The organism is Nocardia sp. NPDC046473 (genome assembly GCF_040645995.1).
In the GTDB taxonomy this organism is placed as follows: Bacteria; Actinomycetota; Actinomycetes; order Mycobacteriales; family Mycobacteriaceae; genus Nocardia.
The window spans coordinates 73,744-87,290 of record NZ_JBEYZJ010000016.1 but is presented as its reverse complement, the minus strand read 5'-3'; the positions used below and the strand labels follow the sequence as shown (position 1 = coordinate 87,290).

Here is a 13,547-nt window from a genome sequence, read left to right as displayed (position 1 = left end):
GATCCGTCACACGACTGCACCTCGCTGGCGCTCGGCTCCGCCGTGTGCCGTGGCACGCTGTGTCGTCGGTTCACTCGCTCCGCTCGCTCTCTGGGTACCTCTCGAATCATCCCGCACTGGCCCCGGTATCGGGCGCAGACATGCGCAATTACCTTCTGTGGTGCACGTGGACGCTGATTCCTGGCTCGCTGACGCTCACTCACAAACCTGTGATGGAACGGTACCGAGGATATAGGTGGATGGCAGGGAAGCCGATGATTCCGAAGTTTCTCAGCCTCCTTGCAACGCAGCGAGTACCGCTTTCGCGGTGGCCAGCCCGATGCCGGGGACCTCGGTGATCTCCTCCACCGTGGCCTGCTTCAGTTTGGCGACGGAACCGAAATGGGTTACCAGCGCGGTTCGGCGCGCCGCCCCCAGCCCAGGCACCGAGTCCAACGCGGACGCGGTCATCCGGCGCGAGCGTTTGCTGCGGTGGAAGGTGATCGCGAATCGGTGCGCCTCGTCGCGGACCCGTTGCAGCAGGAACAGAGCCTCGCTGTTGCGCGGCATGATCACCGGGTCGCTCTCGCCGGGCACCCACACCTCCTCGAGGCGTTTGGCCAGGCCGATCACCGCCACATCGGTGATGCCGAGTTCATCGAGCACCTCGGCGGCGGCCGCGACCTGGGGTGCGCCGCCGTCCACGACATAGAGGTTGGGCGGGTAGGCGAACTTGCGCGGACGACCGGTGTCCGGATCGATGCCGGGGCGGGAGAGGAGTTCCGTTGTGTCGTCAGCGTTTTCGGCCTCGAGGTCTTCGCCGGCCATCAGGTCGCGCTCCTTTTGCAGCTTGTAGAAGCGCCGCCTGGTCACCTCCCTGATGCTGCCGACGTCGTCGGAACGGCCGTCGCCCGCAGCCTCCTTGATGGTGTAGTGCCGGTACTCGGATTTGCGGGCCAGGCCGTCCTCGAACACCACCAGCGAGGCGACGACGTCGGTGCCCTGCACATGGCTGATGTCCACACATTCGATCCGCAGCGGAGCGCTATCGAGTTCGAGTGCGTCTTGAATGGCTTGGAGCGCAGCCGATCTCGAGGTCAGGTCGCCCGCGCGCTTGAGCTTGTGCTGCTGCAGCGCCTCCATCGCGTTGCGCTGCACGGTCTCGGCGAGGGCCTTCTTGTCGCCGCGCTGCGGCACCCGCAGGTGCACGGCCGAGCCGCGCAGGTTCGACAGCCACTCCTGGAGCTGGTCGGCGTCGGCGGGGAGCTCGGGGACGAGCACCTCGCGCGGCACCACGGTGGCGGGCTGCTCGGCCTCGCCGAGTTCGGCCACCGCGACCTGTTCGCCGTAGAACTGGGTGAGGAACTGCTCGACCAGCACCGCCAGCTCGCTGCCCGCCTCCGGCGCGTCGATGGCGTCGCCGGATTTGTCGACCACCCAGCCGCGCTGGCCGCGCACCCGGCCGTCACGGACGTGGAAGATCTGCACCGCCGCCTCCAACTCGTCGGTGGCGAAGGCGATCACATCCGCGTCGGTGCCGGTGCCGAGCACGACGGCCTGCTTCTCCAGCGCGCGGCGCAGCGCCTGCACGTCGTCGCGCAAGCGCGCGGCGTTCTCGAAGTCCAGGTCCTCGGCGGCCTCCTGCATCCGGCGCTCGAGCTGGCGCACCATGCGGTCGGTGCGGCCGGCCAGGAAGTCGCAGAAGTCCTCCACGATCTGGCGGTGCTCGGCGGCGCTGACCCGGCCGATGCACGGCGCCGAGCACTTGTCGATGTAGCCGAGCAGGCAGGGGCGGCCGATCTGGTTGTGCCGCTTGAACACTCCGTTGGAGCAGGTGCGCGCGGGGAACACGCGCAGCAGCAGGTCCAGGGTCTCCCTGATCGCCCAGGCGTGCGCGTAGGGGCCGAAGTAGCGCACGCCTTTCTTGCGCGCGCCGCGGTAGACGAACAGGCGCGGGAACTCCTCGTTCAACGTCACCGCGAGCACCGGATACGACTTGTCGTCGCGGTACCGCACATTGAATCGCGGGTCGAATTCCTTGATCCAGTTGTATTCGAGCTGCAGCGCCTCCACCTCGGTGGAGACGACCGTCCACTCGACGCTCGCCGCCGTGGTGACCATCTGCCGGGTGCGCGGATGCAGCGAAGCCACGTCGGCGAAGTACGAGTTCAGCCTGCTGCGCAGGCTTTTTGCCTTGCCGACGTAGATGACCTGCCGATGTGCGTCCCGAAACTTGTACACCCCGGGTTCGACGGGAATCGTGCCCGGCTTGGGCCGGTACGTCGCTGGATCTGCCACCCATCAAGCCTATCGAGGACGTCCGACAGGTCCGGCACAGCGCCGGGTTCCGCGTGCCGGTCCGGACGGTCGCGCGGTGATCCGCCGAAACATCCTGCGCGACATGACCGTTTCAGTTGCGCGCGCGACTCACGATTCGTCGATGTCGAACCAGGCCTTGGCGTCGGCGCGGGTCAGTTGGTAGACGACGGCCGTCGAGGCGCCGAGCGAATAGCACACAGCCACGATCCACTGCTCGAACGGCACGTCGATGGGATGGGTTCGCCAGCCGACCACGGCCTGCGCGACCGCCAAGATGATCGCCAGCACCCGCACGCCGCTCGCGCCGCGGGTGAAACCCCACACGACCAGGGCGAGCAACCAGCTGAACAGGAACTGAATCGCCGCGCCACCTGCGGCTTCGGCCCCGAGCGTCAGGCCCATCAGCACCGCGTAGGCGAGGCCGAATCCGGCCAGACCGAAGGCGGCTTCCCTGGCTTCCCGCGCGGGCTCGGGCATCACGCTCAGGGCCCATAATCGCTCGGCGACGGCCAGATCATCGTCCGAAAACTCCGCGCCCACGGCGCTCCCCCACTTCCGATCCACACTCTCGGCCCGAGTCAACGGGCGCGCGGGCAGAACGGTAGATCACCGGGGAGAGTCGGACAACTCGGGCGGAATTACCGTGACCCAAAAATGATCCGGCCGTGATCGGCCCGGGTCCGGGTGAGCATTGCTAGAGCGAAAGTCCGTGACTGCGTAGGGCATCGCGCAGGGCGGACGGGCGCTCCTGGGTCGGCACCGCGTTTACCAGGGCGAATCGACAACCGATGGCGGTCGCGCCGCCGTCTGCCTCGGCGCTGTCGCCGATCATCAGGGTCGCCTCGGGTTCGACGCCGAGTTTGTCGAGGGTCGAGGCGAAGATGCGCGGGTCGGGTTTCACCGCGCCGATCTCGAAGGAGAGGGCGAAGGCGTCGATGTAGCGGTCCCAGTTCCGGGTGGTGAAGGCGGGGCGGATGTCGAAGGCGATGTTGCTGACCACCGCAACCTGAATGCCTTGGGCCGCAAGCAGAGCGAGGACCCCTTCGACGTCGGGGTAGGGCGTCCAGGTCAAGGGATTGATCAGTCGCTCGTAGAGGACGGCCGCTTGGTCATCGGTGGGTACGCCCGATTTGCGCAGGACCTCCGTATAGGCCTGCCGATGCAGCTTCGGATCCAGATCGCGGTTGTCCCAGGCGTACTGGCCGTCGGTGCCGAACTGGACCAGTTGCTCGACCGGCGCCGTCATTCTGCGCAGGATCTCGGTCTTCTCGTGCACGTCGAAGGCCCGGCCGTCGGCGCCGACCATATGGTCCACCCACGAATCGTCGTCCTCGAGTCGAAACAAGGTCCCGGAATAGTCGAATAGCACCGCCTCTATGGTCACGCGGCCAGCCTACCGATCGATTCGCGGTGCGCGACGTCGTCGCAGGCCACGGCCCTGCAGGTAGCGACAGACCGGCCGGTTCCGGACGACAAGTGGTAGCGCGCAATCGAGTTCATCCCGACAGATGGGAAACTTCGGCACCAGTTGCTGCGACGAATTCTCCCGACGTCGATCGACGGACCGTTGGTACGACAAACTCTCCCGCGGTGTCAGTGCCGAGCGTTAGAGTCCCCCCATGAGGCGCGCGCGAGGAACGTGGACGGGTGTGGCGGCGGCGTTGCTGCTCGCCCTCGGGACGGTAACGGCTTGTTCGTCCGACGAGGGCAAGGCGGCCGGTGTCTGCGACACGGTGCCGAACGGAACGCCGGTGGCCGCGACGCCGGCCGGTGCCACGGGCGGTAAGACGCCGGACATCAGCACCAATCCGGAGATCGCCACCGGATACCGGTCGGGGATGACGCCGGTGCACACGAAGACGTTCGCGGTGGCGACGGCGAACCCGGTGTCGACGAAGGCCGCGTGCGCCGTCCTGCGGGACGGCGGCACCGCCGCGGATGCGCTGATCGCCGCGCAGGCGGTGCTCGGGCTGGTGGAACCGCAGGCCTCGGGCCTCGGCGGCGGCTCGTTCATGATGTATTACGACGCGGCCAGCAAAACCGTCGACGCCTACGACGGACGTGAGGTCGCGCCCGCCGCGGCCACCGAGAACTACCTGCGCTGGGTCGATGACGTCGACCGGAGCCAGCCGAAGCCGAACGCGCGAGCCAGCGGTCGATCCATCGGCGTGCCCGGCGTTTTGCGGATGCTGGAGATGGCGCACCGCGATCACGGCAAGACCGGCTGGCGCGAACTGTTCGATCCCGCCATCCAGCTCGCCGATCACGGCTTCCCGATCAGCGCCCGCTTCACCCAGCAGATCGCGGATTCGGCCAAGGATCTCGCCCTGGATGATGCCGCGAAGGCATACTTCCTGAATCCTGACGGCACCGCCAAGGCCGCCGACACAACGCTGACCAACCCTGCGATGGCGAAGACGTTGAGCGCCATCGCCTCCGACGGTGCGCAGGCTTTCTACACCGGTGCGATCGCGAAGGACATCGTCGACGCAGCCACCACCACCTCCGGCGGCCGCACCCCCAGCCTGATCACAACCGCCGACCTGGCGAACTACCAGGCGAAGAAGCGCACCGCGCTCTGCACCAGCTACCGCACGCACGAAATCTGCGGCATGCCGAGCCCGTCGTCCGGCGGCATCACCGTCGCCTCGACCCTCGGCATCCTGGAGAACTTCGACCTCGCCCCCCTGCCGCCGGACAACCTCGGATCCGGTGTCGACGCCCGCAACGGCGGCAAGCCGAAGGCCGACGCGGTGCACCTCATCTCGGAGGCCGAGCGCCTCGCCTACGCCGACCGCAACAAGTACGTGGCCGACACCGATTTCATTCCGCTGCCCGGCAATTCACCACAGACCCTGCTGAACAAGGACTATCTGAAGCAGCGCGCCGCGCTGATCGACCGCGGCCACAGCATGGGCACCGCCCAGCCCGGCGACTTCGGTCCCGTTCCGCTCGGCGTCGGCCCGCAGCCGCCCGAACACGGCACCAGCCACATCTCCGTGGTGGACAAGTACGGCAACGCCGCCGCAATGACCACCACGGTGGAATCCGCGTTCGGCTCGTTCCACATCGTCGACGGCTTCGTGCTGAACAACCAGCTCACCGACTTCTCCGCCGACCCGGTCGGCACCGACGGCGTCCCCGTGGCCAACCGCGTCCAGCCCAACAAGCGCCCACGCAGCTCGATGGCCCCCACCCTGGTCTTCGACAAGGCCCCCGACGGCACCCGCGGCCCCCTCAGCTACGTCACCGGCTCCCCCGGCGGCTCGGTGATCATCCAGTTCGTCGTGAAAACCTTGATCGGCATGCTCGATTGGGGGCTCGACCCGCAACAAGCCGTCTCCTCCCTCTCCTTCGGCGCGGGCAACGCCCCGGAAACCGGCCTCGGCGGCGAACACCCGAGCATCATCACCGCCGACAACGGCAACAACGACCCGTTGGTCACCCGCCTCCGCGAACTAGGCCACAAGGTCTCGATAGCCCCGCAATCCAGCGGCCTGAGCGCACTCCAACACGACGGCCAGGGCTGGGTCGGCGGCGCCGACCCCCGCCGCGAGGGCGCGGTCCTCGGCGACGACCGCTGAGGCTCGGGTCAGCGGGACAGGAGCATCGGGTAGACGACGGGGCCGTGGTCGATGGTCAGTTCGCCCTGTTGGACGAAGCCGAAGCGTTCGTAGAACGGCAGGGTCGTGCGGGAATTGCAGACCACAAAGCAGGGTTCGACGGAGCTGGCGAGGCGTTGTTCAAGCAAGGACGAGGCGAAACCCTGGCGTTGGGAATCCGGGCGGGTGCCGACTGCGGCGAGGTATAGGTGTGGCACGTCGGGGCGGGCGTCTTCCATTTGGCGCGACGCCGCGAGCGCTCGCGGTAGGTGACCTTTCAGCGCTCGTAACAGGCTGAACGGCTTGGCGATCGAGGAGACGATCCCGGCGGGTTCCCACAGCGCGACGCTGACGATGTTCCCGTCGTAGTCACATGCGGAGTCGACCATGCCGGTCTCGGCCCGCGACGCGATGCGCGAATCCCAGAAGCCCGGCAACGCGTGCTCCCGCATCGCCGGCCGCGGCCAGAGATAGGTCATCAGCGGATCCTCGGCGAAGGCCGCCGCAAGGACGAACGCACCGGTCTGCATAAGTGCAGGTTAACGGGCCACCCAGCCCATACCCCGGCATGAACCGCCGACACGCGACCCGTGTCGGAGTCCGCAGGTCACTCCTGGTCGGCGGTGTACTTCGCGCCGAGCTCGCGGAGCTTGTCCATCGCCTGCGCGGCGTGTTCCTTGTCGTTGGAGCGGATGGCGAGCATCGGGACGTAGTCGTCGTTGACGAGTTCCAGGCGCGCCCACGCTTTTTTGTCGGGGAAGGTGACGCCCCGCACGGTGTTCCAGGGGAAGTCGCTGTCGCCCAGGACGTTTCGGACCGAGACGCCGCTGGCGCCGACACGGACGCGCGGGCGAGTGAGCAGCAGGACGGCGGCGGCGATGAGCAGGCCGATGCCGATCATCGCGAGCTGGTCGGCCACGCGGAAGTTGACGCCGGTGGACCCGGTCCGCAACCAAATGCCACCGGCCAGGAAGGCGATGGCGATCACGGCGGCGACGATCCGGGCAGTGCGCACCGCCCGGCGCGGCCGTACCTCGAGCTCCCACTCGGGCAGATCACCCTGTCCCACAACGGGTTCGGCGTTTCGCCGGAAGATCCGTACGACCGGCATCAGATACCCGCCCCCCGCACGCGTCCGCCTGACAACGCGACATAAGGCACAACCGGGCCCCACAACACACGAAAGAACGGACCTTGCTCAGCCATGCCCACTGACAGACTCTGCTCGATCACGCCCACTACGCGGACTGCCGCAGCGAGCGCAACGTGAGCGCGGCATCGAGCGCCGCGGCACACGCCTGCTCGCCCTTGTTCTCCGCGGAACCAGGAAGCCCGGCACGGTCCAGCGCCTGCTCCTCGTCGTTCGTGGTGAGCACCCCGTTCGCCACGGGCGTTCCCGCATCCAACGAGACTCGGGTGAGCCCCGCGGTCACCGCATCACAGACATACTCGAAATGCGGTGTGCCACCACGGATCACCACGCCGAGCGCGACCACCGCGTCGTGCGAGCGAGCCAGCTCCTGCGCCACCACCGGCAGCTCCATCGCGCCAGCGCACCGCACCACCGTGACGTGCACGACGCCGGCGTCCTTGGCCACCTGCTCGGCGTTCGCCACCAGGGTGTCGCAGATCGTGGTGTGCCAGCGCGACGCGACGATACCGAGTTTCAGGTCCTTGGCATCCGCGAGCGCGAAAGTCGGTACGCCGGTACCGCTCATCGATGTCTGCCTCTCCGTGAATTAGCGGGCGGTCTCGCCCAGATCGATGTCGTCGAGCCCGATCAGGTCGTGGCCCATCCGGTCGCGCTTGGTCCGCAGGTATCGCAGGTTTTCGGCGTTGGCGCGCAACGGCATCGGCACCCGGTCGGTGATGGTCAGCCCGTAGCCGTCCAGGCCGACGCGCTTGGCCGGATTGTTGGTGAGCAGCCGCATCGTGCGAATCCCGAGATCGACCAGGATCTGCGCGCCGGTGCCGTAGTCCCGCGCGTCGGCGGGTAGCCCGAGCTCCAGGTTCGCGTCGACCGTGTCGTGGCCGGAGTCCTGCAGCTGGTAGGCCTGCAGCTTGTGCATCAGCCCGATGCCGCGGCCCTCGTGCCCGCGCATGTAGAGCACCACGCCGCGGCCTTCCTCGGCCACCATTTCCAGCGCGGCGTCCAGCTGCGGACCGCAGTCGCAGCGCAGCGAGCCGAACACGTCACCGGTGAGGCACTCCGAATGCACCCGGACCAGTACATCGTCGCCGTCGGTGATATCGCCGCGCACCAGCGCGACATGCTCGACCTCGTCGTAGATGCTCTGATAACCGACGGCCATGAATTCGCCGTGCGCCGTGGGGATCCGCGCCTCGGCGACCCGGATGACGTGCTTCTCGTGCCTGCGCCGCCAGGCGATCATGTCGGCGATGGAGATCATCGCGAGGTTGTGCTCGTCGGCGAAGACGCGCAGTTCCTCGGTGCGGGCCATGTGGCCCTCGTCCTTCTGGCTGACGATCTCGCAGATCACGCCCGCCGGCCGCAGCCCGGCCATCCGGGACAGGTCGACCGCGGCCTCGGTGTGGCCGGGGCGGCGCAGCACGCCGCCGTCCTTCGCGCGCAGTGGGACCACGTGGCCGGGCCGGGTGAAGTCGTCGGCCTTCGCCTCGTCGGAGGCGAGCAGCCGCATGGTGGTGGCACGGTCGGCACCCGAGATACCCGTGGTGACACCCTCGCGGGCGTCGACCGACACGGTGTAGGCGGTGCCGTGCTTGTCCTGGTTCATCGCGTACATCGGCGGCAGGCCGAGCCGGTCGCAGTCGTCACCCGTCAGCGGCACGCAGATATAACCGGAGGTGTAGCGAATCATGAAGGCCACCAGCTCGGGGGTGGCCTTCTCGGCCGCGAAGATGAGGTCGCCCTCGTTCTCGCGGTCCTCGTCGTCGACGACGACAACCGCCTTACCGGCGGCGATGTCGGCGACTGCGCGCTCGATGGTGTCGAACCTGGTCACGTCTGTTGTGCTCCATCTCGAAATAGGTCCGCCCCTACACTACGGCCTGACTCGCGGATGTTGACCGCCCGGCCGTTCACCCGCGCTGCTGCAGTCGTTCGACGTACTTGGCGATGACGTCCACCTCCAGATTGACCGTGGTCCCGACCGTGGCAAAGCCCAGGTTGGTCATGGCGAGCGTGGTGGGGATGAGCGAGACCTCGAACCAGTCCTTGCTGTCGGCTTCGGCGGGCTCGTCGGCGGCGCCGAGACCCGAGACGGTGAGCGAGATGCCGTCGACGGTGATCGAGCCCTTCTCCACCACGTAGCGGGCGATCGCGTCGGGCAGCGAGATGCGCACGACCTCCCAGTTCTCCGAGGGGGTGCGCGAGAGCACGGTGCCGGTGCCGTCGACGTGGCCCTGCACGAGGTGTCCGCCGAGACGGCTGTTCAGCGCGGCGGCGCGTTCCAGGTTGACCTTCGATCCGGTGTCCAGCTTGCCGATGCTGGATCGGTTCAGCGTCTCCTGCATCACGTCGACGGTGAACGAATCGCCGCCGATCACCTCGACGACGGTCAGGCACACGCCGTTCACCGCGATCGAATCACCATGTCCGGCATCGGAGGTCACCAGTCCACCCCGGATCGTCAGCCGGGCGGCGTCGGCCAGCCGCTCGGCGGCGACGATCTCGCCCAGTTCCTCGACGATGCCTGTGAACATGCCTGACTCCCTGTCGCGTCGTTGTCCCCGGTTGCGGAACAGCCCGGCCGCGGCGGGTATTCCCGCCGGTCGATGCCGCTGGCCCCCAGCTTAACGACGGCTCGTCGTAGCCGACAGCACGGTTCCGCGTCGGGGACACCATCGGACCTCATCCCGGCAACCGCCAAGGGAATCAAACCGCCTGCCGGGCCACACCCGCCTGACCAAACGGCCAATAACGAATTAAGGCAGAATTACGTTTGCACATGCGGATATAACGCACAATTCATGTCGGCGATAATTGTTTGGTCGCATTATTGATACCGCAAAGTTGCGTTTTGCAGACCTCTAGCAAACCCGCGAATCTTGGGCATACCCACTTGCAACACACTTTTAACGTTCGCTTGCGCCGTGACAGAAATAGCAGCAATATTGTTATGTAGCTGATTCCTACCGTTCAACTTCCGATTCGAGCAGTTCGATGCGGAACCGTTCGACCTGGTGACGCTGGTGCAGACCCAGGAAGTTCGACCCAGGGATTGTCCACCACTCGAGGAAGTCAGATAACCACAGTGGGTCAAATCAAGTTCGACACAGTTGGGGGCGCGCAGTGACCACCTTTCTCGATTCGACGCTGGAAGTTCGCTGCGTGCAGTACCGGCGCGAATTGCACCTGCCCGCCTCGATCGATCCCACCTCGCGTCGCATTCTGCTGCATATCGGCGCCCATTACGGCGCCATCACCATGCCTGCCGATCTCGGCGAGCGGGTGCGGCAACGGCTCGAGCAGGCCGCCATCGCGGGACCGATCGTCGATCATCCGCGCGCCAAGCGCTGGACCTTCCTGACCGGTCCGTACCGCCCGGACACCCTGAGCGCCGCGGTCTCCGCCGAGCTGTTCCGGATGTACGCCACGGTCGCCTGCACCGGCAGCCAGGTCGTGCTGCCGTCGCCGGACGACGAGCACACCGGCTATCGCACCTGGATCCGCCCGCCCGAATCGGCGACCACCCGGCCGCCGCTCGACACGGTGATCGAGGCGACCCGCGCCATCGGCACCCGCAAAGTCCGCGCGCTGTAAGCGTTTTCGCGGATCAGACCGTGCGTAACGCGGCGGCCTGCCTGCGCAGCTTCTCGACGGCGGCACCGGGATCGGCCGTGTTGTACACTGCGGACCCGGCGACGAAGCAGTCGATGCCCGCCGCCGCGGCGGCCTCGATCGTGTCGGTGTTGATGCCACCGTCGATCTCCACCAGCAGGCGCAGCTCGCCCGCGTCGACCAGCCTGCGCACCGTGCGCGCCTTGTCCAGCACCTCGGCGATGAACGACTGACCGCCGAAACCGGGCTCGACGCTCATCACCAGCAGCGTGTCGAACGAACGCAGAATCTCCAGGTACGGCTCGATCGGGGTGTTCGGTTTCACCGAGAGACCGGCCTTGGCGCCCGCCGCGCGAATATCGCGGGCCACCGCGACCGGATCGTCGGTCGCCTCGGCGTGGAAGGTCACATTGTGCGCGCCCGCCTCGGCGTACGGCGGCGCCCAGCGGCCCGGGTCGTCGATCATCAGGTGGCAGTCGAGGGGGATGTCGGTCGCCTTCAGCAGGCTCTCGACCACCGGGAGCCCGAGCGTCAGGTTCGGCACGAAGTGCGCGTCCATCACATCGACGTGTAGCCAGTCGGCGCCGGCGACCGCTCGTGCCTCGTCCGCGAGGTGCGCGAAGTCGGCGGACAGGATGGAGGGGGCGATCATCGGGACGGCCGGACGCGCGTAAGTCGGGGTGGACACAACGTCGCAGTCTATCGGTAGTGGGGGTTGCCCAGCGCGGGAGTGGGTAGCCTGATGAGGGTGATCAACATTTCGGCGGAACAGGGGCTGTACAGCACCCCGGTGGAGATTCGGGTGGCCGCATCGGTCACACAGCTGCCCATCGTTCGTGGGCTCGCCGAAACTCTGGTCCTACTAAGCGATTTCACGCTGGACGAGGTGGCCGACATTCGGCTGGCCGTCGACGAGGTCTGCTCGACGCTCATCGCTGTCGCCGGACCCGACACCAGCTTGAACTGTCGATTCACCGTCGGCGAGACCGAATTGCTGGTCCGCGTCAGTGGAATCGCTGCCAAGGCGGGCTTACCGGATCAGCGCAGCTTCGGCTGGCACGTGCTGCGCACGCTCACCGATGAGGTACAGGCGACACAGGATTCGTTCGATTCGACGGTTTCCGGATATCCGACGACGGTCGAGTTCCGTCGGGTCCGGGGGAAAGCGTAGTGGCGGACGAGGACACCGTGTTCGACTCCGATCGCGACGACAACGCCGATACCGTCACCGACGAGGCGGAAAACCCAGGCGACGACACGGAGACCGTCACCACCGAGGACGCCGCCGAGGAAACCGAAACCCTCGAAGCCGTAAAGACCGTCGCCGGCTACGACGACGTCGGGTTGCTGTTCGAACAGCTCGGCGCGGCCAAGCCGGGGACCGCGCGGCACACCGCGATCCGCGCCGAACTGATCAGCCGCTGCATCCCGCTGGCCGATCACATCGCGCGCAAATTCAGTGGGCGCGGTGAGCCGTTCGACGATCTCACCCAGGTCGCGCGGGTCGGGCTGGTGCACGCCGTCGACCGATTCGACGTCGAGCGCGGCTCCAACTTCCTGTCCTTCGCGGTGCCCACCATCATGGGCGAGGTCCGCCGCTACTTCCGCGACAACACCTGGGCCATGCGGGTGCCGCGCCGGGTCAAGGAGACCCATCTGCGCATCGGCGCGGCCATCGACGCACTCTCCCAGCGCCTCGGCCGATCGCCGACCGCGAAGGAGATCGCCGCCGAGCTCGACGTCGACCCGGACGAGGTGACCCAAGCCGTCATCGCGGGCAACGCCTACCAGCCCAGCTCCATCGACGCCGCCACCCTCGGCCGCGACACCGACGCGTCACTGCTCGACACCCTCGGCGAGGAAGAGACCCAATTCGACCGCGTCGAAGAGTACGTCGCGATTCGCCCGCTGCTGGCCGGGCTGCCCGAGCGGGAGCGGCGGATCCTCACCATGCGGTTCTTCGAATCGATGACGCAGACCCAGATCGCCCAGCAGATGGGCATCTCGCAGATGCACGTCTCCCGCATCCTCGCGAAAACCCTTGCACGGCTGCGGGAACAGTCCAGCCGCGAGTAACGGGCTCAATACGTTTGGAACTCACGCTGCCCGCGCACCTTCGGCGGAGCGGTGAGCCACCATGCGTCATCGAGCATTTCGCGCAACCGTTCGCGGTCGATGCGGTCCAGATCGATGAGGATGAACCCGGTTCCGTCGTAATGCGGTGTCGTGTAGAAGGCCGGATCACCGGAGGCCAACAGCGCCTCCTTCTCGACGGGATCGCAAACCAGCGCCAACCCCCCTTCGGCCTCGACCCGCAATCGACCGACCCCCTTCCCACCGACCTTCAAAGCCGGACTACCCCACCACGTCGACTCCTCGACCCCCGGCAGCCCGACCGCAAGCGTGACCACGTCTTCCCACGTCAATGCCATGACCGCCAGTCTGCTCGATGACCACGCGCCCCGGCTTGGACAAATGGAATCAACGAACCGGACGACTGGCCACGGGGAACTGATGCTGGCATCCGCCGAGAAGCCAACAGCACCAATTCCCCCTCGGTCTGGGACCACCACGTCATCACCGTGCACAACTCACAGGACCGCGTACTTCCCATGCTGCTGCGCACGAAATCGCTCACTGATTCGCGCGCGCCCCACGAAAACGTGCGCCACACGGAGTGCTGCCTCGCAGCCGACTCCGACGGGACGTCGGCCAACACCCGCGGAGCGCACGTCCCTTGCCGCCGCGCACGTTTCGTACCGCCGCGCACGTCCCGTACCGCCGCGCACCTCCCGTACCACCGCGCACCTCCCGTACCACCGCGCACCTCCCGTACCACCGCGCACCTCCCGTACCACCGCGCACCTCCCGTACCACCGCGCACC

General features: G+C 67.1%; 14 protein-coding genes. 4 read left to right on the top strand and 10 right to left on the bottom strand.

Annotated features, from left to right (window positions below):
* Positions 1 to 270 precede the first annotated feature (270 nt).
* The 3 genes from uvrC to ABZ942_RS42895 form a co-directional block, all read right to left on the bottom strand.
* Entirely contained in the window at positions 271 to 2,277 is a 2,007-nt protein-coding gene (uvrC, locus tag ABZ942_RS42905; protein WP_357392023.1) for an excinuclease ABC subunit UvrC, read from the bottom strand.
* A gap of 129 nt (positions 2,278 to 2,406) precedes the next feature.
* On the bottom strand, positions 2,407 to 2,838 hold the full coding sequence (locus ABZ942_RS42900) for a hypothetical protein (RefSeq protein ID WP_357392022.1): 432 nt from the start codon (positions 2,836 to 2,838) through the stop codon (positions 2,407 to 2,409).
* A 154-nt stretch (positions 2,839 to 2,992) separates the two neighbouring features.
* A complete protein-coding gene (locus tag ABZ942_RS42895; protein WP_357392021.1) occupies positions 2,993 to 3,682 on the bottom strand; it encodes an HAD-IA family hydrolase in 690 nt (229 codons plus the stop codon).
* Positions 3,683 to 3,917: 235 nt separating this feature from the next.
* Between ABZ942_RS42895 and ABZ942_RS42890 the strand changes: the two genes are divergently transcribed.
* Positions 3,918 to 5,882 (top strand): gamma-glutamyltransferase family protein, encoded by a 1,965-nt coding sequence (locus ABZ942_RS42890; protein WP_357392020.1) that lies wholly within the window; start codon positions 3,918 to 3,920, stop codon positions 5,880 to 5,882.
* 8 nt (positions 5,883 to 5,890) lie between these two features.
* Here ABZ942_RS42890 and ABZ942_RS42885 read toward each other — a convergent pair whose 3' ends face one another.
* From ABZ942_RS42885 to ABZ942_RS42865, 5 genes are all read right to left on the bottom strand, one after another.
* A complete protein-coding gene (locus tag ABZ942_RS42885) occupies positions 5,891 to 6,430 on the bottom strand; it encodes a GNAT family N-acetyltransferase (protein WP_357392019.1) in 540 nt (179 codons plus the stop codon).
* 77 nt (positions 6,431 to 6,507) lie between these two features.
* Complete coding sequence (locus ABZ942_RS42880; RefSeq protein ID WP_357392018.1) at positions 6,508 to 7,011, bottom strand: PH domain-containing protein; 504 nt, start codon at positions 7,009 to 7,011, stop codon at positions 6,508 to 6,510.
* Positions 7,012 to 7,138: 127 nt separating this feature from the next.
* Complete coding sequence (gene ribH / locus ABZ942_RS42875) at positions 7,139 to 7,618, bottom strand: 6,7-dimethyl-8-ribityllumazine synthase (RefSeq protein ID WP_357392017.1); 480 nt, start codon at positions 7,616 to 7,618, stop codon at positions 7,139 to 7,141.
* A gap of 21 nt (positions 7,619 to 7,639) precedes the next feature.
* A complete protein-coding gene (locus ABZ942_RS42870) occupies positions 7,640 to 8,884 on the bottom strand; it encodes a bifunctional 3,4-dihydroxy-2-butanone-4-phosphate synthase/GTP cyclohydrolase II (RefSeq protein WP_357392016.1) in 1,245 nt (414 codons plus the stop codon).
* A gap of 76 nt (positions 8,885 to 8,960) precedes the next feature.
* The gene (locus ABZ942_RS42865; protein WP_357392015.1) at positions 8,961 to 9,584 is read right to left on the bottom strand and encodes a riboflavin synthase; all 624 of its coding nucleotides are present in this window, start codon (positions 9,582 to 9,584) and stop codon (positions 8,961 to 8,963) included.
* A gap of 589 nt (positions 9,585 to 10,173) precedes the next feature.
* Here ABZ942_RS42865 and ABZ942_RS42860 point away from each other — a divergent pair.
* Positions 10,174 to 10,644: a hypothetical protein gene (locus ABZ942_RS42860; RefSeq protein ID WP_357392014.1), complete on the top strand. Its 471-nt coding sequence runs from the start codon at positions 10,174 to 10,176 to the stop codon at positions 10,642 to 10,644.
* Between the two features lie 13 nt (positions 10,645 to 10,657).
* On the opposite strand, the gene rpe is transcribed toward ABZ942_RS42860, so the two are convergent.
* Positions 10,658 to 11,314, bottom strand: coding sequence for a ribulose-phosphate 3-epimerase (gene rpe, locus ABZ942_RS42855; protein ID WP_357392069.1), 657 nt, complete (start codon positions 11,312 to 11,314; stop codon positions 10,658 to 10,660).
* Between the two features lie 96 nt (positions 11,315 to 11,410).
* On the opposite strand from rpe, the gene ABZ942_RS42850 reads away from it, so the two are divergent.
* Together ABZ942_RS42850 and ABZ942_RS42845 are read left to right on the top strand one after the other, a co-directional pair.
* Positions 11,411 to 11,833, top strand: coding sequence for an anti-sigma factor (locus ABZ942_RS42850; RefSeq protein WP_357392013.1), 423 nt, complete (start codon positions 11,411 to 11,413; stop codon positions 11,831 to 11,833).
* A complete protein-coding gene (locus ABZ942_RS42845; protein WP_357392012.1) occupies positions 11,833 to 12,738 on the top strand; it encodes an RNA polymerase sigma factor SigF in 906 nt (301 codons plus the stop codon). Before ABZ942_RS42850 ends, ABZ942_RS42845 begins: the two co-directional genes overlap by 1 nt.
* A 5-nt stretch (positions 12,739 to 12,743) precedes the next feature.
* On the opposite strand, the gene ABZ942_RS42840 is transcribed toward ABZ942_RS42845, so the two are convergent.
* Positions 12,744 to 13,094: an MmcQ/YjbR family DNA-binding protein gene (locus tag ABZ942_RS42840; RefSeq protein ID WP_357392011.1), complete on the bottom strand. Its 351-nt coding sequence runs from the start codon at positions 13,092 to 13,094 to the stop codon at positions 12,744 to 12,746.
* Between the last annotated feature and the right edge of the window lie 453 nt (positions 13,095 to 13,547).